This is a genomic window from Lysinibacillus sp. NPDC056185 (genome assembly GCF_047737915.1).
In the GTDB taxonomy this organism is placed as follows: domain Bacteria; phylum Bacillota; class Bacilli; order Bacillales_A; family Planococcaceae; genus Lysinibacillus.
The window spans coordinates 61,015-84,658 of the sequence record NZ_JBLLLQ010000012.1; the positions used below are offsets into that span (position 1 = coordinate 61,015).

Here is a 23,644-nt window from a genome sequence, read left to right on the forward strand (position 1 = left end):
ATTATTCTCCTTTTTCCACCTCTGTTAAATAATCATTTGTCAATGGCTGCTCAAATGCTGGGATTGTTAAATGCTCAGTTGGTTCCTCTATTATTAAATTAAAGTTATCCAAATAAAAGGAATCGATAAATGTAGAAGCTTGTAACGAGTTGTACATTTTTTGAGCTTCTTTAAAAGAGCTTGTCCCAACATAAATTTCAAAGGGTGGTGCGGACAGTGGTACACTGTTCACTGTAGTCTTTCCATTTATGTCTCGAATGGCTGTCGTCTGAACAACGCGATTTCCATCTATCGAGACACTCGCTGCATTGTTTTTAAACAGAGCATTTAGTAATTGGGTTAGTAAATCAGGTGTAATTTCTTTGATTTCAAACCCCATTTCAACTAATTCGGGTGCTGGTTCAACTCGAAGTATAACTCCTGGGCCTGTGACTTCCGTTAGCCCGGCCTGTAGTTTTAAACGATTCAGCGTTTCATTTAATGCTGACTGTAAATTTGCTTTCTCAGATTGCTCATAGCGACCCACTACTTCATTAAGTGAGCGAATTTCTGCTAATAATGCGGAATGCCTTTGCTTCTCTTCTGCTAATTCCTCTCTTATGGCCCAAATATCTCGTGTATCTCGCTCAGCTGGTTGCTTTATGGTATTGTATTGTACCGCTATCATCAAACCGATAATAAATAGCACGATCGTTATTCGGGTAAACATATTTTTTTTCAAAATAGCCCCTCCTAGACGTATCGTAACCCCTCACAGATTTACGCCTTAGATCTTGAATTATGCAAAATTATCTATAAGCTACCTAGAGGCTATAACCAAATTTAATCTGTAAATATTAACTAGTAATCGTTTAACTTTCTACTTTTGCTTTTGGCATTGTAAGCTTTTGATCTTCTTCTAATGAAACAACAATATTGTCGTTTAATAATTGATCCACAACGCCACCAGTTAAGTTTAAGGAAGCTATTAACGTTGCTGAATCTCCTACAGCTTCGACGACGAATGGAGCTGGATGTTGCTTGCCATCAATAGTGATGACTGGTCCATTACAGCGTATATAAGAATTCGCCAAAACACGTTGACCATTAATAGCAATTGCTTGCGCACCAGAAATTTTAAGCTCATTGAGCAATTTAAAAATATGACTTTCATGCACGATATAATCATTAGGATTAGCGGACTTTGGATTGTAATCACCATCTTGAAGGGTAATACGTATCCCTTTTCCTTCTGAATTTAAATCGCCTAACAATAAACGTAAATCCTCTGCTTCTTCAACAAGCTTTGTATAATCCTTTTTGCTTGCGACAAATGATTTTTCATACTTGCGAATTTTTTCTTGCAAAGCATTCGCCTCTTCTGATAATTCTTTATTGCGCTCTTGCTGTGCAATTAACTCCTCACGATAAGAATCCTCTTGTTCGAAAAGCTTCTTATTAGTCGAACCTGCATCTCGATTATCTTTTGCCTGGTTGTAGGAATAGCCAATGATAAACCCCATAGTTATACAAACGATAAGCAACTGAAATTGTTTTCTTGAAAAGAAATTTTCTTTGCTATTCTTTTTCTTGTTGTTCATCTTTTTTCACTTCCTGGTTGGCCGCATCTTTATCCATATCAAGGTTTGCTTGGTTGTACTCATTATTGAAAGGGCGATAATACGAGCCGACCTCTAAATCGATAACCCCCTTTTCCAAATTTGGAATTTGCGCTACAAGTGAGGGGTAATGATTTAGTTTTTCTGCTAAAGTTTGAATAACAGCACGAACTTCGTAGCCATCGTTCATATAGAGCTTGATTGCATTAGGATTTGTCTCATTACTATTTGTATTGACTTGAGAAATTAATGCTAATACTTCTGGATTTAATTGAGCTAATTGCTTGACCAGCTTCTTAATTGTCTTTTCGCCAGTTATGCCGATAAATACAGGTGCATCAATCGGGATATCATCCCCAGCTTGTTCAAAGCGCTTGCCATTTTCAAGCAATGGATAATAAGTACCGTCACCAGCTAAGTACGCAACCTTTTTCCATTCTTTAATTTCTATTGTCACGCCTTGAAGCCAATTACGTTTAACATGTGCTTCTTTCACCCATTTATCCTTTAGTAATAATTTCTCTACGTCTTCTACTTTAAATCCCCACATCGACTTCCCAGTTGTAAGAGTACTTGTCTTCATATAATATTGTTCTTCTACTAATCGAGCACCGTTGACTGTTATGTTGTTGATTTTACTGTAAGGAGATTGAAAATAAAGGAGTACTGCTAACACGATAAAGAAAAGTAATATTAGCACTATAAATTTCCGATTTGTACGCTTTTTTCGTCGCTTTTTTAGCGTAGGTATGCGATCTTCTATGTCAATTACTTTCTCCAAAAAAGTACTCCTCCTTTATATTTATTTCGCTAATTGATAAATAATACCTATTATTAGCCACATTGTTACTAAAGATGTTCCTCCATAGCTGATAAAAGGCAATGTAACACCTGTTACAGGAACTAAGCCAATCACGACTGCTATGTTTAGAAATGCTTGTACGGCCAGCATTGTTACTAGTCCAATGATTGCGTAATATGATGTTCTTGTTTTAGCCCGCACTGCAAATTTATAGCCTGCATAAATCACCAGTACGAAAAGTGCTAAAATAACAAGTCCACCAAGCAATCCAACCTCTTCAAGAATTATTGCGTAAATAAAGTCATTTTGTGGTTCGGGTAAATATAAAAACTTTTGCCTACTTTGTCCAAAACCATGCCCGAAAATTCCAGCAGGGCCTATAGCCATTAATGATTGTACAGCCTGAAACCCACTACCTAAAGGATCGACCCACGGATCGATAAATGCCTGAATCCGCTTTAGTCGGTATGGCGCTGTGACAATCAAGCCTACTAATCCAGCAATCCCAACAACCATAAACATCGCATAAAGCTTTAAAGGATACCCTGCCACAAAAAACAATAAAAACACAGACACTACGAGAATAAAAACTGACCCAAAATCAGGCTGTAGCATAATAAGTACAACAGGCAATAATAAAATCAATCCATGCCGCCAATTAATAATCGACGTACCAGTTTTATGCTGCGCTAATATATGGCTCATGTATACAATGACTGTAATTTTCGTTAGCTCTGCTGGCTGAATTGTTAAAGGACCTAAGCCAATCCAGCTTTGAGAACCATTACGAACTAGTCCAATTCCTGGTATAAGTACGAGGACTAGTAAAATTAACGAAAATATATAGGCCATTTTCCAAAAGGACTGCTCTTTCAAAATATTTAATCGAATAGTGATTAAAAACACTACAATAGCTACCGCAAAGTATAGACTTTGCTTCATATAAAACGGCATTTTTCCACTATAATGAACGGCACTCCAATAGGTACCTGCAGAATAGACGAAAATAATGCCGATTATAGAAAGCATCAATGTTGTGACGAGCAATAAATAGCTTTCTTTCCCTCTCAGTATTGCCATCCTTCCAAGTCAAGTATATTCTAAAATAGTTACAAGCTCATTACAGCTTCATTACAGCATCAATAAAAACATCGCCTCGTATTTCAAAGCTGTCATATTGATCCCAACTTGCACATGCTGGAGATAATAGAATAACATCGCCTTCTGCTGACATTGGCGCCGCGTAATGTACTGCATCCTCAACATTTTGGGCAATGACAGTTTGTTGTACACCACATGATTTTGCAAATTCTACAAAGCGTAGTCCTGTTTCTCCAAAGGCAACAACACCCTTTACATGGCTCATGCATGGACGTAATTCTTCAAACGAATGTCCTCGATCTAAGCCACCTGCCAGTAAAATAACTGGTGCTTGGAATGCATCTAAAGCACTTTTTGTCGCTAAGCAATTTGTTGCTTTTGAGTCATTGTAAATCTTGCGGCCGTTCCATTCACGCACGAACTGAGTACGGTGACGAACTCCCCCAAACTTCGCTAAAACTTCTTCCATTTTAGCTTTGTCACAGCCGACTAAAATACAAGCTGCGACAGCCGCTAAAATATTTTCTAAATTATGCTTACCAGGCAAAGCGATATTTGCTCGATCTAGATAAGGCTCGCCTTGCCAGTAAATTGTTGTATCATCCGCACTAATTCCATCATCCGTACGTCCTTTAGAACTAAATGGTACCTTTTTAGCTTTTGATTGTGCTGCATAGCCAACAACAATCGGCTGATCAGCATTATAGATAAAATAATCGCTTTCATCTTGATTACGTGTAACACCAAACTTAGCCTCTGCATAGTTGTCAAACGTCCCATGATAATCAAGATGCGCATCATAAAGATTTGTTAATATAGCAATTTTCGGCTTAAAAGTTTTTGTGCCCATTAATTGGAAAGACGATAACTCTGTAACAATTACATTATCCTTATGTGCTTCTCTTGCAACACCACATGCGACTGTTCCTATATTCCCTGCAATTAACGGTTTTAAACCACCGTTATTCAGCATGTCGAAAATTACTGTTGTCGTAGTTGTTTTACCGTTTGATCCTGTAATACCGATAAACGGTGCTTCACTAATTAAATAGGCAAGCTCAATTTCTGTACAGACGGGGATTCCACGGTTTATTGCATCCGCTACTATTTTGTTGCTATAAGGAATCCCTGGATTTTTCACTACTAATTCAAAGCCTTCATCAAGTAAATCCTCTGGATGACGGCCACAAATAACCGTAATTCCCTTTTGCAATAGACCTTGCGCATCTGGACTTTCATCAAATGGTTTGGAATCATTGACCGTCACAAAGGCGCCGAGCTCATGTAAAATCTCAGCTGCAGCCACACCACTTTTAGCTAGACCTAAAACAAGGACTTTTTTATGTTGTAAATCTGAAAAGTTTCTCATAAGAACGCCTCCGATAAAACTGCAATCAATGCTACTGCTAAAGCAGTTGACCAAAAGACAAGTACTACCTTCCATTCTGACCAACCTGATAATTCAAAATGATGATGAATAGGACTCATTTTAAAAATACGTTTTTTACGAAGTTTGAAGCTACCAACCTGTAAAATAACGGATAATGTTTCAATAACAAACACCAATCCAATTAATAACAGTAGGAATTCTGCTTTTTCTAAAACAGAGACCATGGCTAAAGCTCCGCCTAATGCTAACGAACCCGTATCCCCCATAAATACCTTTGCAGGATTCGCATTAAAAAGTAAAAATCCTAGTAATGCACCCGTTACCGCAAATGTAAACAAGGCGATATCAGCTTGATCTTGGAACAGAGCAATAACACCAAATGCTGCAAAGGCAATAGATGCAGTACCTGCTACAAGTCCATCTAATCCATCTGTTAAATTTACTGCATTCGAGAAGCCCACTAACCAGAAAATTAAAAAGGCTACATAGAAAATACCAAGATCGATCGTCCAATCTGTAAATGGTATAGCAAGTGTTGTATCAAACGATCCTACATTTAGTAAGAAATAGGCCAAGACCGCAATGACAATCTGACCAATAAGCTTTTGAAGTGATGTTAGTCCTAGGTTACGTTTAAAAACAACCTTTAAGCTATCATCTAACAAGCCGATTACCCCAAACCCTACTAATACTAATAACAGTATGAAGGTATATGATGTAAATAAATCTAAAAAGCTACCTACACCAACAGTAGTGAGGATAATGGCAAGTAAGAAAATAATGCCCCCCATTGTTGGTGTACCAGCTTTTTTCATATGGGATTGTGGTCCCTCTTCACGAATACTTTGACCGAACTTTAATCGGCGAAGAAGTGGAATACTAATTGGTGCCAGGATAACTGTTACTATAAAAGCAAGAGCTAAAATGGTAAGTGTTGTTGCGAGTTTCATTGAAAAATCTCCTTTAAATCTTGTTTCACTTTCTTCTTGAAGAAAAAAGCACAAACTTTCATGTATTTATTACTACCCTTCATTATAATAGTGGTTCTTTCCCATTTTTTAAAGGTAAAGTTATATTAGTTCTCTAAATAAAGGTGAATGGTGCCATCTTGGTTAATAACACTATCCACTTCAGGCAGTTGATTGCCAATTTTAGTTCCTTCTCCATGCCATTCAATACGGAATGGATATTGTTGCTTGGCAATATCGTCCTTCGTTTGACCAATAAAACTTGGTACCTTCACAGTGATTGGGTCACCCCAACGATAATCCTTTTCAAGCTGTTCCTTCGATTTTTCAATGCCAACAAAAGGTGCAACGTCTTCAATAATTTGACCAACGATTGGCGCTGCTATCACACCACCAAACTGTGTTCCCTTTTTCGGGTTATCTACTGCTACATAAACGACAATTTGCGGATTATCCGCAGGTGCGAAGCCAATAAACGATACAATATATTCACCGTCTTTATAACGACCATTCTCTACCTTTTGTGCTGTACCTGTTTTGCCACCAATTCGTAATCCATCTCGGTAAGCTTGACGTCCTGAGCCCTTTGCAACAACAGATTCTAATGCGCCTCGTACCTTTGCAGACGTCTCCTCACGAATAACCTGTTTTTTAGCTTCCGGTTTAGTCTCTTTTATAATTTCTCCAGTATTAGGATTAATAATTTTCTTCACAACATATGGCGTATAAAGCTTGCCCCCATTTACTGCTGCGGCTACTGCTTGCACTTGCTGAATTGGTGTAACGGCAACACCTTGGCCAAATGAAGTTGTGGCCTGCTCAACTGGTCCAAAAGAATCCTTGGAGAATAGAATCCCTGAAGATTCGCCAGCGATGTTAGAACCTGTTTTTTGGCCAAAACCAAAATCTTTAACATATTGTAGTAGTTTTTCATTACCTATTCGCTGACCTAATTCAATAAAACCAGGGTTACAAGAATTTTCTACAACTTCAAGGAAGGTTTCAGAACCATGACCTTCACGCTTCCAACAACGTAATCTTGCTCCTGCAACCATTGAATAGCCTGGATCATAAAAAGTATCCTTCTCTAAATCCACTACATTTTCTTCTAAAGCAGCACTAAGAGTTATAATTTTGAACGTCGACCCCGGCTCATATGTCATCCAAACTGGCAAATTCCGATTGTAGATAGCAGGCTCTACCGTTTGATATGCTGCCGGATTGAAGGTTGGATATGAGGATAACGCTAAAATCTCGCCAGTGTTTGGATTCATGGCAATCGCCATTGCTTGGTCAGCATCATAACGCTCCATTGCCTGTGACAGTTCACGCTCGACGACTTGTTGTACATCTACGTCTACCGTTAGCTCGATCGTTGCGCCATCTTCACCAGCCTTCCAGGCGCTCTTTACGTTCGGTAAATTATTTCCTTTCGCATCTGTAAAGATCCGTATTGCAGAAGAATTAGCCTGTAACAACTTATCGTATTCATATTCAATTCCTGCTAAACCTTGGGCATCATAACCTGTGAAGCCTAAAAAACGAGATAGTAGGGTACCGTATGGATAATCCCTTGAGTAATCGACACCACTATATAATCCCTCAATCTGCATACCTTGTAACTCTACTGCTTTTTCATAGGGAATGTTTTTTCCTTCAGGTGCCAGCTTTACTAAGTATTCTTTTTCCTTCATTTTTTTTAACAGCTTTTGTTCATCTACTCCCAAAACTTGTGCAATTTTCGCTGCCGCTCCTTCAATATCCTTACTTTGCGAAGGCATGAAATATAAAGTTGGCGCAAGCTTATTTGTGACAATATTTTTCCCCTTACGGTCAGTAATATGCCCTCGCTCATTGGCGAAAGGAATTTCTCGGTCCCAATTCTCTTCGGCTTTCTTTGTCAGATCTTTTTGATCTAATACTTGTAAGAAGACAAGCCTAATAACAACCGCAACAGCTACAAACATAAACAATACATATAAAATACGCAATCGCTTTTTAGAATGGATAGAAATCCACTTCATTCGACATCACACCTTGTTTTTTACAACGTATGAAATAAAGTGGGCTTCTATTCAGGGTTTATTCAGTTGTTTCACCCTCGGGTGGGGTCTCTACATCTTGCTTAAAGCTTTCAGCTGGCGTTTTCAGCTTCACGACAATCGGTGAACTATCTGAAATTACCGTACCTGCCGAGACGCTTTGACTATCTACAAAGCCCTCTCCAACAACTTCAATTTCTAAATTTGCCATTGTCTTAAAAGCAAGTACATTACGTAACGACCAATTGGTGAAGTCTGGCAACGTTATATCACCCTCAGTCTTTAAAAATACAAAATTACCTTTTACAAGTTTTTGAGGACCCTTTGGATATTGATCAATAATTTTACCGCCACTACCAACAATAACAGGCTGTAGACCATCGTTCGCAAGCTCTACTTGTATAGCCTCAGCACTTTGACCTGTGTAATCTTGTATTTTTGTATTGTCAACATGCTTTACATCTTCGGTATTCACATTTAAATACTTTAAACTATTTAACATAACTGGTTTAAATACTTTTGAAACTGGTACAGAACCAAGGTCACCCTTTAGCTTTGGCCTTTTTACGGAAACATACACAATGAGCTGAGGGTTATCTACAGGAGCCATTCCTAAGAAAGAATATAAAAATTCATTTGCTCCCCATGAATAGTTGCCATTTCCTAATGGAATTTGGGCAGTACCTGTTTTCCCTGCAACTTCATATTCATCAAGGATAAAATCCTTCGCCGTACCAAACTCAGATGTTAATGTAGATGCAAGGATTTCTTTTACTTGCTTCGCTGTGTCGGCTGAAACTGGTTTTCCTTTTTCAATCGGCTCATGCTTTTTAATCGTTTTTCCTGTCGAAGGGTCAACGATACGATCTATGACATAGGGTTGCATCATTTTCCCGTCATTCGCAATCGCTGTCATTGCTTGAATTAACTGAATCGGCGTTACTGTAGAACCTTGACCGAACGTTGTTGTCACTCGTTCTACTGGATATTTCGATAAAAGTGTACCCGATGCTTCATTCGGTAAATCAATGCCTGTTTTCTTACCAAATCCAAATCGATCTAAATAATCAAAAAAAACATCCTCACCAATTCTCTTTAAAAGGTGAGCCATTGCCGTATTAGATGAACGTTGGAAGCCTTGTAAATAAGGAATCGTACCCCAACCATACCCATTATTATGGTCTCTAATAGGTTTACCATAAACCATGTATGTTCCTGACGGATATCTTGCATTTGGATCCCACGCACCTGTATCAATAGCCGAGGCAAGCGTGAACGTTTTCATCGTCGAGCCTGGTTCAATGGTCTCTTCAATAGCCTCGTTCAGCCATTTCATATTATCGCCTTCACGTGTATCAGGATTAAACGTAGGTCGTTGTGACATCCCTAGGATTTTACCAGTCTTCGGATCTGCCACAATAGCTGTCATCGATTCAGGGTTATATTCCTTTTCAACCGCTGTCATCGCTTCCTCTAAAAAGCTTTGAATCGTTTTATCAAGTGTTAAATAAATGTCATCACCATTTTTCGCAGGTGTCACCATTTTTTCACTATTCGGCAATAAATAACTGAAAGCATCTGTCTCATATTCAACCTTGCCGTCTTTTCCGGTTAGTTCTTTGTTATAAGTAAGCTCAAGACCCATTTTTCCTTTTGTCGTGAACGAACCATCCTTATTTTCTTCTTTTAGTGCAAAACCAACTAAGTGCGAGGCGAATATACCATTTGGATAATAACGTTTTAAATCGTTTACAAATAAAATCCCCGGTAATTTCTCCGCTTTAATTTTACTCATAATCTCATGACTTATTCCACGGCCTGCACTTCCAAATTCAACTTGATAAGGCTTTTCGCCCTTATCATTTACCCTAGTAAGTTGTTTATAGATTTTTTCTTCATCCATAGCAGGAATATATTCATGTAATATTTTCGCAGTTTTTTCAGCATCTACTACATGTCGAGGGTTTTTTGCATCCGTCGTGGCTTGTTTATTGACGACTGCGATTAGTCGATAACTAAGTGTATCCTCCGCGATAACTTGTCCATTTGTATCGTAAATTTTCCCACGGCTTGCTGATATTGCACTTTCTTTGCTATATTTCGCTGCTGCTCTTGCCGCAAGCTCTTGTCCTTCCACTTCACCTGTCGCTTGTAACATAAACATTCTTGAGAACAATAGAAAAAAGAGCCCTCCATAAAAAATTAATAATAGAAAGGCTCCCCATTGGAATCGAAATCTCTTTTTTTTCATTCTCCCGGCACTACCTTTACATTTTTCTCATTTTGAGTTAAACCGAGTTCTTTAGCTTTTTTCCATATGTTGTCGTATGTAGAAAGTTCACTCACACGAACTGTCAAGTCAACATTCTTTTTTGCAATCTCTCCTGCTTCAGTTTCGATTTTTTGAATGTCCATGCTTGTCGTTTGAATTGCTGCTTGCTTGTTCAAAACTAGTACCGATAATACAGCAACAATGCTAACTAAAAAAATTAGCATTGTTTTTTCAAACTTCTGGTTCGTTTTTTTGCGACGTATGATAGTGGGTTGTGGACTAGGGGGTGTTATCGGTTGTTGCACTTGTTGTTGCTGGTGCTGCCTTACACGAACTGCTGCCATTTACTCACGCCCTTTGTCGTTAATTTTCTCCACCACTCTAAGCTTTGCTGAACGAGCACGATTGTTTACTGCCAATTCTTCATCAGAAGGAAGAGTCGGCTTTCTCGTGATAAGCTTTAAAGTTGGCTTCATGTCATCTGGAATCACTGGTAAATTCGGTGGTAATTCCGGTAATGATGACGCTTCCTTAAAAATAGTCTTGCATAGGCGGTCCTCCAATGAATGGAACGTAATGACACTAATGCGTCCACCTACGTTTATCATATCAATCGCATCGACTAATGAATCCTCTGCCGCGCCTAGCTCATCGTTAACAGCAATTCGTATTGCTTGGAATATGCGCTTCGCTGGATGTCCACCTTTACGGCGAGCCGCTGCTGGAATACCCTCTTTAATAAGTTCTACAAGTTGGCCGGTTGTTTCAATCGGTGCCACTTTACGTGCTTCTTCGATTTTACGAGCAACTTGCTTGGAAAATTTCTCTTCGCCATAACGGAAAAATATACGTACTAAATCTTCATATGCCCATTCATTCACAACATGAAATGCTGTAAGTGGTGCCGTTTGGTCCATGCGCATATCTAGAGGTGCATCATGGTGATAACTAAAGCCACGTTCTGGTGTATCAAGCTGTGGTGAAGATACGCCTAAATCATATAAAACACCATCAACTTGCTCAATACCAAGCGCTAATAGCTCTTCTTTTAAATAGCGGAAATTCGAATGAACAAATGTCACACGCTCAATATATGGCGCCAATCGAATTTTTGCATTGTTAATAGCTGTCATATCTTGATCGAAGCAAATTAGACGCCCTTTTTCAGACAATTGTTGTACTAAATATTCACTGTGTCCTGCTCCACCTAACGTACAGTCCACATATACACCATCAGGATCGATGTTCAACCCATCAACAGTTTCTTTTAATAACACGGTTGTATGATCGAACATACCACTCGCTCCCTTCTGGCCTTAACTAAAAAAAATTTAGAAATCAAAGCCAATCATATTTTCTGCAATTTCATTAAAGGATTGTTCCGACTCACTAAAGTAAGCTTCCCAAGCATCTTTCGCCCATATTTCAATTCGATTCGAAACTCCTAACACGATACATTCTTTTACAAGATGTGCATGCTGCATAAGAGTTGAAGGAATGTTAATGCGCCCCTGCTTGTCTATCTCTACTTCCGTTGCCCCAGAAAAGAAAAACCTTGCAAATGCACGTGTATCCTTTTTGGTCATCGGTAAGCCCTTTAATTTTTCTTCGAGTTTTCGCCATTCATCCATAGGATAGCCAAATAAACAATTATCAAGTCCGCGTGTTACAACAAACGTTTCACCTAAGGCGTCACGAAATTTTGCGGGCACGATTAGTCGTCCTTTCGCATCAACAGAGTGTTGATATTCTCCCATGAACATGCTATTCACCCCACTTTATTAAATAATGTACCACATCCCCCCACTTTCCACCACTTTTTTTAAAAAAAACTTGACATTTTAACACTTAATACGTGAATAGACCTTTAACAAATTATTGAACCCATGATAAATGACACAAAAAAAGAGCTACCCTTAGTAGGATAGCTCTCCATTTACTATTTATGTCGTCATTGTTCATCAAATTAACATTGTATTAAATTGTTAATTAGGTATAAAGTTACAAACATTGGAATTATAAATAAATTAAATAATGGTGATTGCCAATGCTATAATTTTGTTTCAGCATTTCAGTAATTAGCATAGGTCCAAACTCATTAAAATATTGATAAGGATTATAAGTTCTTTCCTGGAATCCTTCATTTGGATACAACTCATTTTGTAGCGTCATAAATTTTCGAATTGTCGTTTCATGCTTGTTTAGAACAGTTTGTTCAACCTTTTGCTGTAAATACTCAAATTGCTTTAGATGATTCTCTTTATTTTTCACAAGAATTTTATCTAGTAATAGTTGTTGCTCTTCTAAATAAAGTTGAAGAGCCTCATACTTTTCTAAAAGATCTTGTTGCATCACCTGAATTTGATGCTTCGCTTCAGTATCCTGTATTTTAGCAATAAACTGTTCTTTAAGCTGTACCGCTTTTCCATCCCAAACATCGGCAACATTTAAACGATATTCACGCAAAAGTTGTTCTACGTGACGTGTGACAATCGTGATATGAAGACGCGGAGCAAAAATCGGCATTTGTAAACCTAATACCGCAAACGCATCTTTCAATGTCGCCCAGTATGCAAGCTCCCCTGGTCCACCAACAAACGCAAGCACAGGCAATGTCATTTCCTGCATTAGCGGACGCGTCACAACGTTATTACTTAACTGCTCAGGATGTTTTTCAGCAATTTCTAAAACTTCCTCACGTGATAGCTTGATATTTGCAGCTAGATTTACAAATTGCTGATTTTTTCTTTCTAAAAGATGACGCTCCCCATCTTCTACATAGAATAAATTGGCCGCTTCATTTGATGCCAAAATAGGAGTGCCATAGCCTGCACGTTCAAGCTCCGCTTCTTTTTCTGTCACCACTCTAGCAATTTCTTCATTTTTATGAATGATACGGGTAAAATTATCACGCTCATATTGGCGGAATTTAAAGTCTGCTGCATCAATCATCAATAAACCTTCATCTTTAAACAATTGATTCATAAGTTGCGCAAAGAAGTCCGTAAATGTTTCACACTCATTAAGAGTATCCACTAATTGTTTCACAAGCATTTCAGTGAATTCTGTTTCGCCCATATCCTTCGCAATCGTATTAATTAATTGTGTCATTGATTCTTTGTTTATACTTGTTTCAGAAGCCATCGTTTTACGTCTTGAACGTTCACCGTAAACACGTTTTTTAATATCTTCACCACGTACTGTATACGTATGGTTAATTTCCTCTAAATCATGATCTTCACCAGCTATCCAAAAAACAGGAACAACAGGTCGTTGAAGTTTTACACTTTGCTCTTTTGCTAATGCAATGACCGAAATCGCCTTATGCACTGAGAAAAGAGGACCTGTTAAGATACCCGCTTGTTGCCCACCGACAACTGCAACAGCCCCTTGCTCTAGTTGCTGCAAATGTTCATTCGCTTTCTTTGATAAACCGAGCGGCTCCATAAATTGACGTATGATGGCTGTTAATTCTTTTTGATCATATGCATGCTGATCTAAATATTGCGCTCGTTTTTCAAAAGATTTATCGTTATATGCGTATTCAAAAAACTCATGGATGGCAGTATTCGACGACCAATAATCTGCTAGCAAACGATTTTTTATGGGTACTTGGATTGACTCCAGTTTCATTTAACACAAACTCCTCTACTCACTAAATCATCTTCTTACTCTTCATAAGCAAACTTGAAATAAAATAAATCCCTTTTTATACTACTAAGCAATTAGAACGTTTATCAAACCGACAATTCCCAACAAATATTTAGAAAAACAGTATACGATTTTTGCCAGATACTCAAACGTTGTCGTACATTGGAATTTTATTTAATTTTTTGCACATATAGAGTTATTAATATAAAACAATCTTTAATGCTATTATTTTAACGCTTATGGCTTCAACTTGAAAAGAAAATGCTTAGACAGCCTGTAAATATTCTATAACCGATTGAATAACACCTACTATACAAATAACAATATACGCCGTACTTAACACTAAAAATTGAAAGCGCCAAATTTTCCTAAGTAGCGATTTCACTTCAATTTCCTTTTTCGTTCGCCAATCAATATATGTAAAAATCATTGCCATCATTATCGCCAACGTTATTAATAGCACACTAACATTGACATGCCACAGCACACCAATTGCTAATGGTACTGAAAAAAACAAACAGACCGTTGTCACGTCGGATGCCACCCCAAAAGCATGAGTACCTCGAATTTTAACCTTTCGACTAATTAAATAGATAATCACAAAAAGGAGTATTGGACAAAAAATAATGATACTTATTATTATATGTAAAAAATCTTTCAACGTCTTTCACCGCTCTCCTCTATCGCAAGTACTTGGTGGTATAAAGTACGTAAAGTAGGCAAATCATGACCTTTTGCTAGAGCTTTTTCTAGTATTACTCCTACAATCGTGTCAATTTCACTTTTCCTCCCATGTATCCGATCCGCTAGCATAGATGATGTATTACTTGCTGTTTTTTCACATAACTCTATCACCTTGAAAAAAGGTATAGCTTGTTCTATGCCTTCAAAAGCATCTGTTAATTCTTGATAGATAGTTTGCATTAATAAAAATGCTCGCTTATTCGTTACTAATTCTCCGTTCCTCACTTGCAATATGGCCGTTAAAGGATTAATCAAGCAGTTGAATACAGCTTTCTCAAACAACATTTGTTCAGCATTAGCAACCAATTCAACTGGATACAAGGAATTTTCAATTTGTAACAAATCGTTAAAGGCATCACTGCCCCCTCGCTCTATCGCAATTTTACAAGGACCTACACCCCTATGTTGCACGGTTACCTGATCTATCATTTGAGCACCAAATGACACAGAACAAAAGGCAATATTTTTTTGTGGCAAACGCAGTGCTTCATCAAAATGCGCTAAACCATTTTGCATAAACAACAACGAAATTGTACTTGGTAACGCAGATAATTGTCCGTATAGCTCTTGTAATTGACCATACTTAACAGCGATTACAATTAAATCTTGCTGTGGTAACTCCATTAATTTCGTAGTTGAAGCAACTTTTTGCACAGTTTTCGTTCCATCAACATTCTCTCGTGTTAAATACTTCGCATTAAGTTCATCTACCTGCTCCAGCCTTCTTGCAACCAACGTTACAGACATACCAGACTCAGCTAAAAAACTTGCCGTTAACAAACCTACAGCACCTGCACCAATAATCGCTACATCCACAATCCATCACACCTCCCATATATACAATGGACAATCTAACATAAGAGAACGCCCTCCTAAACAGTTCTACCGCAATTACATCTTAGCCGCTGCCGACCACCAATCAATTATACCTCGGCATAATTGATTGGTGGTCGCTTCGCTTTCGTACAGAAAACATTTGTTGCTGTCGCTTCGCTTTCGCACAGAAAACACTTGTTGCTGTCTCTTTGCTTTCGTACAGATAAATTGCCACAGGACGTGACGTTCGGACTGAGTTCCTCTATTTCAGCAGATGTTTGGACACCTGTACCTGTCGCTACAAAAGACATCCGTAACTGCCGTTTCACTTACGTTACATTAGACATTCGCTGAAAGAAGTTAAATGATCCTTTTCGTCCCTTTCTACAGAAGGAGGTGCCTTAGAATGATCTCTAAGGCACCTCCTATGCAGCTTCTTTTATTATACAGGATTGACTAAGTGTTTACGATAATATAATAAGCGAAACTTTAATCAGTGGTTTTTCTCACTAATTATCAGCCTTCACCTATTGGAATTTTACGGACCGTTAATGAGGGATAAATATTTTTTGAAACACTCAGCGCAGCATTATGTTTTCATTCAAGTTTACATTTTTTCTAAGTACCTTACTCTACAGCACTTTTAACTTTCGTCAGATTCCTTATTTTAATCTTTCATTAAAGAATACCCTTGCTGCAACCATTTCACTAGTTTATCGTGCTCATTTTGTAATTCGCGGTGCCTTACTTCGAGACTTTGATAGGCTTCTGTTAATTCATCAAAACTTGTTAATGCCAACTTCAAATGGCTCCGCATCGATTGTTGTGGCTGATTTCGGACAGCTAGTAGTGACTGACTATATTGACTACGTAATGTTTTATTCCAACGGAAACCACAAGCTTGTTTTGTACGACCTAGTTCAGCAGCAGCCAATTCAAAAGCTTCTAGCTGTGTTTTGCCATTTTGCACATTATGCAACACAATTTCTGCTAATCTTTCATCGTCTTCCTTTGTCCATTGATCTTTTCTTTTTTTCAATTCCATAATCTATCACCCTCGCATTTTTTACTACTATATGCGTGAGCGAGCAAAATAGAATCATCGAATTAAAAAAGACAGTGATTATGTTTTCTTATAATCACTGCCGTTATACATTATTTATTGTTTTTCTTTGTTAGGAAATTAGCAACTGCCTCGTGGTGAGCTTCACTTTCCCACAATTTCGCACATGTTCGAACTTCCTCCATAACACGTTCATACATATTACGTTCACGCCACTTACGAAGCTCAATTTCTTTATAAGCCTTATGAACAGAAGGATGAATTTTACGCATATGTTCGATAAAATCGTTCAATGCCGCTTCTTTTGAACCTTCAAAAACGCGCATTGCCCAACCAATCTCATATAGTAATTCCGCCGGGTAAGGCTTCGCATCGACTAGCATCTTCATCGCACGATCATGGCGTAATCCTCGTTCGAATAAGTATGTACCGCCACCCCAACCGCTTGTAATTGCTAATGTCCCCTGTATAAAACCGCACTTCGCATGACTTGCCACTAGACGAAAATCGCAAGCTGTTGCAATTTCACAACCTCCACCAACCGCTGTTCCGTTAATTAACGCAATCGTAGGTACAGGCAATGTTGCAAGGTCATATAATATTTTACCCATCTTACCTAACATCCCGAACGCTTCATCCTCTGTTTCAAGCGAATGAAACTCAGATAAATCGCCTCCTGAGCAAAATGATTTATCCCCCGCACCCGTCACGACCAAGAAACGTACATCATCATGATTACGAATATATGTAATGACTTCTTGGAGCCCATCCATAACCTCATCATTAACCGCATTCCGTTTTTCTTCTCGATTAATCGTAAACGTCATAATACCTTCTTTGTTATCAATTATGTAAGCCACACTATTTCCCCCTTTGTCCCGATGGATAAATTGTATCATACAATTATTATAGTACTATATATCTTTTCGTTATTGCCGGAAAATTCCGTCTCTTCAAACTAACAAAAAGGCTAGTAAAGAGCCATGGTCTCTCTACTAGCCTTTTAAGTGAGCAAACACTGTATTATTTGCTTACTACTTCTTTACCTTTGTATTGTCCGCAAGCTTTGCAAACACGGTGTGATAATTTTGCTTCCCCACAGTTTGGGCAAGCTACCATACCAGGTACAGATAGTTTGAAATGCGTACGACGCTTTCTTTTTGCAGTTTTAGAAGTTCTTCTAAATGGTACAGCCATTGATGGCACCTCCTTACAGATCGTCTATTCGTCTGTTTGATCAAAATACTTAGCTAAATTAGCAAGTCTTGGATCCACTTTTTGTGTGTCAGCTTTTTTGTGTAGTTCAACGTCTTCATCTGTTGCGTAAGACCAGTTTTTACCACCTTGCACTTGTCCTTCGGTATTCTCCTTGAACACTTGCAAAGGTATTTCAAGAAGCACTAACTCCTCGATAACCGGCTTCATGTCGATTACTTCACCATCAATATAGTGAATTTCTCCGTCATCTTCCCCTCGTTTATCCTCGTCAATCCAGCTGAAAATTTCAACTGTCTCAACTTCGATAGGAAACTCAACATCTTCCCATGTGCGTGCACATGGTAGTGTTAACGTCGCTGTCACAGTTAGCTGACATGTCATTTGCGATGCACCGAAAGTACATAGCCCTTTTACATGAACGGGCGAAATTGCTCGAATATCCTGGTTTCGCTCCATCACCTCGTCCAACTGGACATAGGCATCGATTGGCATCCCGTTTTGGCGGTATTTAGATAATTGATGAATTGACCATTTCATTCGTTTAATCACCTCGAGACAACAATGTTGATTATATAATGTGTAAAAATAGATGTCAAGATAATTTCTTGTCACCACAATAAAACCCACCTATAATTATATATTATACTAAGTGAATTTGCTCCAAATCGTTCTATAATAAGCAAAAAGCTCCAAATTTACAAGAACGAGAAGCAAATGATAAAGGGGGCTTAAATTTGCAAGCAGTCGGAATAGTTGTTGAATACAATCCTTTTCACAACGGACATGCCTATCATTTGGAACAGGCAAAAAAAGTAGCACAAGCGGATATTGTCATCGCCATCATGAGCGGGGATTTTTTGCAGCGTGGTGAACCAGCCATGGTCGATAAATGGACACGTACAAAAATGGCTCTAGCAGGTGGCGTTGATATAGTCATCGAGCTACCCTACGTTTATAGTACCGCACCTGCAACCGATTTCGCAAAAGGTGCAATTTCCTTATTATCAGCAATTGGTTGCGATTCTTTTGCCTTTGGAAGCGAAGATGGTTCCATTCAACCCTTTATGAATACGTTTCAGCTCATTAATAATCATCGCACTGAATATAACACTCTTATTAAAGAAAGCCTTAAAACGGGTGCAAGCTATCCTAAAAGTCTACATTACGCCTATGAACAGCTTTCTCAAAAATTCCCTGCAACATACATTGATTTGGGACAGCCAAACAATATACTTGGTTTTCATTATATTGAGGCTGCCAAAGTGCTAAGTAGTAACATTAAGCCTTTAACAATCCCACGCATCGTTGCAGGTTACCATGACGCTTTACAAGAAGGTGCATCTATTGCTAGTGCCACAGGAATTCGCAAGGCTCTAGCAACAACTAGCACCCTACAAAGTGTGGAAGATTTTCTCCCTAAAGCATCGTTTGATTATTTAGCTGATTGGCACGAAAAATATGGTGAATTTGCAAGTTGGGAAACTTTTTGGCCATTGTTACAGTTTACGCTTATTCGTCACACACCTCATGAACTTACGCGCTACGCTGAAGTAACAGAAGGCATTGAGAATGCTCTAATTAAAGCAGCGAAAACAAGTCATTCATTCAGTAGTTTTATGGAGAAAATTAAATCAAAACGCTATACTTGGACGCGTCTTCAACGTATGCTCACACACATTTATACTGGGTTTACAAAGGAACAATTACAAAGCTTTGACGCTCCATCTAGTATACGTTTACTTGGTATGAGCAAGAAGGGACAAGGCTATTTAGGCATGCATAAAAAAGATATACCTTTACCTTTAATCAGTCGTGTAGCCGCTATGGATGATGCTATGCTTGCTGTAGATATTCATGCTGCAGAGGTATACAATTTAAGTATAGAACAAGGAATAAAAGAGCAAAGTCTTCCTAAAGATTATCAAACACCACCGATTCGTTTTTAAGTAACGAAAAAGGATGCCAGAAATTCTTCTAGCATCCTTTTATGTTGTTGACAAACAAAATGGTCAAGAAATGTCGTGGCGCTTTAAATGAGGGTGATTTCCATTCCAGGCTACTCGCCGTTGAGCCGCTTACGTTGCTGCCGCACGGAAAACACTCGCTCCGTGCAGGGTCTCACCTGTCTCACTTTCCCACGGGAGTCGAGTAGCCTTCCATTCCAATCAATGATAGCGCAGTACTTTTAATTTATGCAATTAAGAATGAACGCTATGGCCACTTACCATAATCAAACAGAATAGAGAATGTTATTGTACATCTGCTGCGCAAACATTTTGCTTACTAATGAATTGATTGGAGTCGAGACTGGGCAACATAAAAAAGTAAAAGGATTCACTCACAGTTTTGTGTGTGAATCCTTTTTGTTCTTCTGAAGGAGGATGTCGATAAAAATTAAAAGTTAGGTGATAAAACGTGAAAGTTGGTAGATAAAATTTAAAAGTTGGTAGATAAAACGTGAAAGTTGGTAGATAAAATTTAAAAGTTGGGCGATAATTCCTGAAAAGGTCCCGCTCAAACTAAAAAGTTGGATGTCATTTTGTTAAAACGTAAAAGCGGCTCATCGGACGCCCCCAGAAGCTTTGCTTTGCGTGAAAGCGAAGCGACAGCGGCAAAGCCCAGTCGGAACGGAAATCAACCCCGTAGTTTTGTCGAAGAGCATTACTTTATTGCAAATAATTTCATTGACATAGTCTTTCAATAACATAAAGAGCAGACGAAAGTATATTCATCTGCTCTTCCATTTTTTTATTTCATTTGAGCGAAATGCAAAAGTTATACGCTATGTGAAATGGTTGATTGGAGTGGAGGCTGGGCGACTCCTCGGGGATCAGCAATAGAGGAACGAAGGCTAGAACATCACGTCCTGTGAAAACGCCTTCGTGACCAACATCGATGCTACTGCCGCTACGTTAGCACTACGCTTTCGAGCAAAAAACATCTGTTGGCCCGAGACCCTGCAGCGAAGCGGATGTTTTCTGTGCGAAAGCGAAGCGACAGCAACAAAGCGGCTCATCGGACGCCCCTAGGAAAGCGCCCAGCCGGAACGGAAATCAACCCCACGCTACAGAAAAAACTTTATTTCGGCTGTAACTGTTTTAAATATTCGATTGCATCATCCACAGTTTTAACCGGAACTATTTTCATTTTTGTTCCAATTTCTTTCGCAGTCTTTACTGCTGTAGCATAATTAGATTCCAGTTCAGGATATTTAGCTTTCATTTCTGGAGTAATTTCATCATCTGGTGCAAAAAAGAATTCCATACCATCGCGATCAGCAGCAATGACTTTATAGTCTATTCCACCAATTCTTCCAACAGAGCCATCAACCAGCATTTCCCCTGTCCCTGCAATAGCATAACCTTTCGTTAAATCTTCTTCGAGAAGTTGGTCTAAAATTTCTAAGGTAAACATTAACCCAGCAGACGGACCTCCAATATCCTCCGTTTTCATTGACACATTTGGATTTGTTTCAATAGATTTACTTTCAGTATAAGTAATACCTAACCCTGCCCTTTTCTCTTCTGACTCAGGGATTTCCTTTAATGCAATCGTTACCTCTTGTTCTTTTGTATTACGATCAAATTTAATTGTCACCTTATCACCAAGTTGCTTCGGCTTTAAAAGGTCTACAAGCATTTGTTGGTTTTTAATTTTTTGTCCATCAACCTCAATAATTTCATCACCAGCTTTTAACAAATTATCCGAGGCACCGCCATCTAATACATTTAATACAAAAACACCATTAAAGAGAATTTTTGTTTGAAGTCCAGCCCTTTGAAAAGCTACATACTTTGCATTAAATTGAGAATCAGACATTAATTTTAACTGTCGAACATTATATTCCTCTTCATCCTCTAATGGATTTCGAACTTGTTCAATATCCATTAATTTTTGATATTTTTGAGTTTTCGCCCATACATATGAAAAAGGCGTAGCTTGCTGCATAGCCACCGTCATTAAACTCAAGGATCCTTTATCATCGGTATGGCTATTTTCGACGTTTACAAATTTACTGACATCATAAGCACTTCCCGGCTTCATGATATAAGCGTCTAGTCGGTACAACATTAAAAAACAAATCACGACTAATAACACTGCATAAATACTAATTTTTTTCTTCAAAGAAAAACACCTCCTAGGACGCTTGCAAAACCATACGTTCATGTTTTTGCCTTTTTTACATATATTGATTTTAGCATTTGCCTATGTGAATGACAAAAAGTTGAAACGAGATGATAACATGTATGCGATAATTCAAATAGCGATTTGCATAGTTCTTATTCTATTACTCTTGTTATTCCCACAAACTGCTCATAACGGTACTGATTTAGGTTTAAACCTATTTATGGAGGCCCTTTTCCCGTATTTATTACCTTACCTTATTTTAACGCAATGGCTTCTCCGTTTAACGGCTCCTATGCGAACGAAAACAAAAAGAGCTTCTCTATACGTACAAGCCTACATTATTAGCGCACTCGGGGGGTATCCATCTGGAGCAACAACGATTGTTTACTTAAAAAACAGTGGGCAACTACATCCAAAAGAAGCAAATTTTTTATTAGCCGTATGTCACGCACCTAGTCCTCTTTTCGTTCTAGGATTTGTAAGCCTTGATTTATTACACAGTAATACGTTCGGATGGATGTTTTTATGTTTACTACATAGTTTTAATATTTGCTGTTTAATAACTGGTTACTTCTTATTTCGTAAAACAGATCCTCCTAGCATCTCCATACACAATACACCTTTGCATACAGCACCATTTTCTGAAAGCATTAAAGAAACAGCACCGACAATACTATTAGTTGGAACTACAATAATTTTTTTCACTACCATCCAGACGATTGTCCAACAAGGCTTAGACTCACTGCTACCTAAACTTCCCTATACAGCTGAGCTTTCCATAGCCGCTATTCTTGAAGTTACAAATGGTCTTAAAATGACCGTCTCAGCTTTTCCAAACTTTCCATATTTACCGTTACTAGTTGTTATGTTGTTAACAATGCAAAGTATAAGCATTCACTTACAAATTTTCGTAATCGCGAAATCAGCCAAGCTTTCCGTTCGACCCTATATAAAATTCCGCCTACTTAGCATAATCATTGTACCCACTATTTATGCTCTTTTTTTCTTAAAATAAATAATCGTTCTTTAGAGTAAAAAAAGGTTTAGCATTTAAGTTTTTTTGATTGGAGCGAGGAGTAAAGATCGGACTTAGGAGTAAGCACAGCAGAGGAATTCAATCATTTCCCTACTCTTATAACTTCCCTCCGAAGAACCACATAAAATAGCAGAAAATATTATGATAATTCCATAATCCATTTTTTGTCAAATAAATAAAAACAGGAAAAATTCACATCCAAAAAGCGCGAGAAATCAACATTGCTAAAATTGATTTCTCGCGCTTTTCAAGGCTTTGGCCAGTTTTGCCCTAGCCTCTCTTTTTTAGTTTATTTTTCAAACCCATACTTTTCTTTTAAAGCTTCTACAACACAAGCAGGAACAAGCTCAGTAACATCACTACCATATTTCGCAACTTCTTTAACAATGCTTGAGCTTAAGAATGAATATTGATTTTTTGTCATGATGAAAAACGTTTCAATGGTTTCATCAAGAAAACGGTTCATCGAAGTAATTTGCATTTCGTATTCAAAATCCGAAACAGCACGTAAACCACGAACAATCGCTTTTGCTTTTTTTTCCTTAGCATAGTCTATTAATAGCCCCGATGAACTTTCAATACGTACATTAGGCAATGCTTTAGTAACCTCCGCCATTAAAGCCATGCGCTCTTCTACTGAAAATAACGGCTGCTTGGATGAATTATTTAAAACAGCAACATAAACTGTGTCAAATACATCTGCCGCCCGTTTTATAATATCTAAGTGACCAAATGTCACTGGATCAAAACTTCCAGGAACTACAGCAATCTTCTCTGACAACTTATTCTCCCTCTCCCTCTATGCAACGATCAAT

At 38.2% G+C, this 23,644-nt stretch carries 22 protein-coding genes; 2 read left to right on the plus strand and 20 right to left on the minus strand.

The genetic code is table 11. The annotated features are described in order from the left end of the window. Position 1 precedes the first annotated feature (1 nt). The 18 genes from ACMZ42_RS13455 to ACMZ42_RS13540 all read right to left on the minus strand — a co-directional run bounded on the left by ACMZ42_RS13455 (position 2) and on the right by ACMZ42_RS13540 (position 18,202). The gene (locus tag ACMZ42_RS13455; protein ID WP_370075317.1) at positions 2-721 is read right to left on the minus strand and encodes a DUF881 domain-containing protein; all 720 of its coding nucleotides are present in this window, start codon (positions 719-721) and stop codon (positions 2-4) included. 130 nt (positions 722-851) lie between these two features. After that, positions 852-1,580 carry a DUF881 domain-containing protein gene (locus ACMZ42_RS13460; protein WP_370075318.1) on the minus strand — a complete coding sequence of 243 codons (729 nt, stop codon included), beginning with the start codon at positions 1,578-1,580 and terminating at the stop codon, positions 852-854. Then, complete coding sequence (locus ACMZ42_RS13465) at positions 1,558-2,379, minus strand: cell division protein FtsQ/DivIB (RefSeq protein WP_415731778.1); 822 nt, start codon at positions 2,377-2,379, stop codon at positions 1,558-1,560. The genes ACMZ42_RS13460 and ACMZ42_RS13465 overlap by 23 nt, the downstream gene beginning before the upstream one ends. A 21-nt stretch (positions 2,380-2,400) precedes the next feature. Then, positions 2,401-3,480 (minus strand): putative lipid II flippase FtsW, encoded by a 1,080-nt coding sequence (gene ftsW, locus ACMZ42_RS13470; RefSeq protein ID WP_370075320.1) that lies wholly within the window; start codon positions 3,478-3,480, stop codon positions 2,401-2,403. A 40-nt stretch (positions 3,481-3,520) separates the two neighbouring features. After that, positions 3,521-4,870 (minus strand): UDP-N-acetylmuramoyl-L-alanine--D-glutamate ligase, encoded by a 1,350-nt coding sequence (gene murD / locus ACMZ42_RS13475; RefSeq protein ID WP_415731779.1) that lies wholly within the window; start codon positions 4,868-4,870, stop codon positions 3,521-3,523. Next, complete coding sequence (gene mraY / locus ACMZ42_RS13480) at positions 4,867-5,841, minus strand: phospho-N-acetylmuramoyl-pentapeptide-transferase (RefSeq protein WP_402868227.1); 975 nt, start codon at positions 5,839-5,841, stop codon at positions 4,867-4,869. Before mraY ends, murD begins: the two co-directional genes overlap by 4 nt. 125 nt (positions 5,842-5,966) lie before the next feature. Further along, a complete protein-coding gene (locus ACMZ42_RS13485; RefSeq protein WP_370075323.1) occupies positions 5,967-7,883 on the minus strand; it encodes a stage V sporulation protein D in 1,917 nt (638 codons plus the stop codon). A 58-nt stretch (positions 7,884-7,941) separates the two neighbouring features. Continuing rightward, a complete protein-coding gene (locus ACMZ42_RS13490) occupies positions 7,942-10,152 on the minus strand; it encodes a penicillin-binding protein (RefSeq protein WP_370075324.1) in 2,211 nt (736 codons plus the stop codon). Beyond that, entirely contained in the window at positions 10,149-10,517 is a 369-nt protein-coding gene (locus tag ACMZ42_RS13495; RefSeq protein WP_370075325.1) for a cell division protein FtsL, read from the minus strand. Before ACMZ42_RS13495 ends, ACMZ42_RS13490 begins: the two co-directional genes overlap by 4 nt. After that, positions 10,518-11,468, minus strand: coding sequence for a 16S rRNA (cytosine(1402)-N(4))-methyltransferase RsmH (rsmH, locus tag ACMZ42_RS13500; RefSeq protein WP_402868233.1), 951 nt, complete (start codon positions 11,466-11,468; stop codon positions 10,518-10,520). Between the two features lie 36 nt (positions 11,469-11,504). After that, a complete protein-coding gene (gene mraZ / locus ACMZ42_RS13505) occupies positions 11,505-11,936 on the minus strand; it encodes a division/cell wall cluster transcriptional repressor MraZ (protein ID WP_402868235.1) in 432 nt (143 codons plus the stop codon). Positions 11,937-12,189: 253 nt separating this feature from the next. Then, entirely contained in the window at positions 12,190-13,806 is a 1,617-nt protein-coding gene (gene bshC, locus ACMZ42_RS13510; RefSeq protein WP_415731780.1) for a bacillithiol biosynthesis cysteine-adding enzyme BshC, read from the minus strand. Between the two features lie 283 nt (positions 13,807-14,089). Further along, a complete protein-coding gene (locus ACMZ42_RS13515; protein WP_415731781.1) occupies positions 14,090-14,485 on the minus strand; it encodes a DUF3397 domain-containing protein in 396 nt (131 codons plus the stop codon). Further along, positions 14,482-15,384, minus strand: a complete 903-nt coding sequence (locus tag ACMZ42_RS13520) for a ketopantoate reductase family protein (RefSeq protein WP_415731782.1) — start codon at positions 15,382-15,384, stop codon at positions 14,482-14,484. Before ACMZ42_RS13520 ends, ACMZ42_RS13515 begins: the two co-directional genes overlap by 4 nt. 667 nt (positions 15,385-16,051) lie before the next feature. Then, positions 16,052-16,429 (minus strand): transcriptional regulator, encoded by a 378-nt coding sequence (locus tag ACMZ42_RS13525; protein WP_132357574.1) that lies wholly within the window; start codon positions 16,427-16,429, stop codon positions 16,052-16,054. A gap of 110 nt (positions 16,430-16,539) precedes the next feature. Further along, entirely contained in the window at positions 16,540-17,307 is a 768-nt protein-coding gene (locus ACMZ42_RS13530) for an enoyl-CoA hydratase/isomerase family protein (RefSeq protein WP_402868243.1), read from the minus strand. Between the two features lie 163 nt (positions 17,308-17,470). After that, the gene (rpmF, locus tag ACMZ42_RS13535) at positions 17,471-17,644 is read right to left on the minus strand and encodes a 50S ribosomal protein L32 (protein WP_010858320.1); all 174 of its coding nucleotides are present in this window, start codon (positions 17,642-17,644) and stop codon (positions 17,471-17,473) included. A gap of 24 nt (positions 17,645-17,668) precedes the next feature. Next, on the minus strand, positions 17,669-18,202 hold the full coding sequence (locus ACMZ42_RS13540) for a YceD family protein (protein WP_370075332.1): 534 nt from the start codon (positions 18,200-18,202) through the stop codon (positions 17,669-17,671). 197 nt (positions 18,203-18,399) lie between these two features. Between ACMZ42_RS13540 and ACMZ42_RS13545 the strand changes: the two genes are divergently transcribed. Next, complete coding sequence (locus tag ACMZ42_RS13545) at positions 18,400-19,611, plus strand: nucleotidyltransferase (RefSeq protein ID WP_415731783.1); 1,212 nt, start codon at positions 18,400-18,402, stop codon at positions 19,609-19,611. A gap of 1,132 nt (positions 19,612-20,743) precedes the next feature. Here the strand turns inward: ACMZ42_RS13545 and ACMZ42_RS13550 are convergent. Continuing rightward, complete coding sequence (locus ACMZ42_RS13550) at positions 20,744-21,790, minus strand: SepM family pheromone-processing serine protease (protein WP_415731784.1); 1,047 nt, start codon at positions 21,788-21,790, stop codon at positions 20,744-20,746. 118 nt (positions 21,791-21,908) lie between these two features. Here ACMZ42_RS13550 and ACMZ42_RS13555 point away from each other — a divergent pair, with 118 nt between their 5' ends. Further along, entirely contained in the window at positions 21,909-22,808 is a 900-nt protein-coding gene (locus ACMZ42_RS13555; RefSeq protein WP_370083072.1) for a hypothetical protein, read from the plus strand. A 310-nt stretch (positions 22,809-23,118) separates the two neighbouring features. Here the strand turns inward: ACMZ42_RS13555 and coaD are convergent, their stop codons facing one another. Then, the gene (coaD, locus tag ACMZ42_RS13560; protein WP_370083074.1) at positions 23,119-23,610 is read right to left on the minus strand and encodes a pantetheine-phosphate adenylyltransferase; all 492 of its coding nucleotides are present in this window, start codon (positions 23,608-23,610) and stop codon (positions 23,119-23,121) included. Positions 23,611-23,644: the final 34 nt, after the last annotated feature.

What these genes read in the sequence shown, in the direction of transcription:
- ACMZ42_RS13460 (WP_370075318.1), bottom strand. Translation starts at nt 1,580, where the DNA reads ATGAACAACAAGAAAAAGAATAGCAAAGAAAATTTCTTTTCAAGAAAA.
- ftsW (WP_370075320.1), bottom strand. Translation starts at nt 3,480, where the DNA reads ATGGCAATACTGAGAGGGAAAGAAAGCTATTTATTGCTCGTCACAACA.
- murD (WP_415731779.1), bottom strand. Translation starts at nt 4,870, where the DNA reads ATGAGAAACTTTTCAGATTTACAACATAAAAAAGTCCTTGTTTTAGGT.
- mraY (WP_402868227.1), bottom strand. Translation starts at nt 5,841, where the DNA reads ATGAAACTCGCAACAACACTTACCATTTTAGCTCTTGCTTTTATAGTA.
- ACMZ42_RS13485 (WP_370075323.1), bottom strand. Translation starts at nt 7,883, where the DNA reads ATGAAGTGGATTTCTATCCATTCTAAAAAGCGATTGCGTATTTTATAT.
- ACMZ42_RS13490 (WP_370075324.1), bottom strand. Translation starts at nt 10,152, where the DNA reads ATGAAAAAAAAGAGATTTCGATTCCAATGGGGAGCCTTTCTATTATTA.
- ACMZ42_RS13495 (WP_370075325.1), bottom strand. Translation starts at nt 10,517, where the DNA reads ATGGCAGCAGTTCGTGTAAGGCAGCACCAGCAACAACAAGTGCAACAA.
- rsmH (WP_402868233.1), bottom strand. Translation starts at nt 11,468, where the DNA reads ATGTTCGATCATACAACCGTGTTATTAAAAGAAACTGTTGATGGGTTG.
- mraZ (WP_402868235.1), bottom strand. Translation starts at nt 11,936, where the DNA reads ATGTTCATGGGAGAATATCAACACTCTGTTGATGCGAAAGGACGACTA.
- bshC (WP_415731780.1), bottom strand. Translation starts at nt 13,806, where the DNA reads ATGAAACTGGAGTCAATCCAAGTACCCATAAAAAATCGTTTGCTAGCA.
- ACMZ42_RS13525 (WP_132357574.1), bottom strand. Translation starts at nt 16,429, where the DNA reads ATGGAATTGAAAAAAAGAAAAGATCAATGGACAAAGGAAGACGATGAA.
- rpmF (WP_010858320.1), bottom strand. Translation starts at nt 17,644, where the DNA reads ATGGCTGTACCATTTAGAAGAACTTCTAAAACTGCAAAAAGAAAGCGT.
- ACMZ42_RS13540 (WP_370075332.1), bottom strand. Translation starts at nt 18,202, where the DNA reads ATGAAATGGTCAATTCATCAATTATCTAAATACCGCCAAAACGGGATG.
- ACMZ42_RS13555 (WP_370083072.1), top strand. Translation starts at nt 21,909, where the DNA reads ATGTATGCGATAATTCAAATAGCGATTTGCATAGTTCTTATTCTATTA.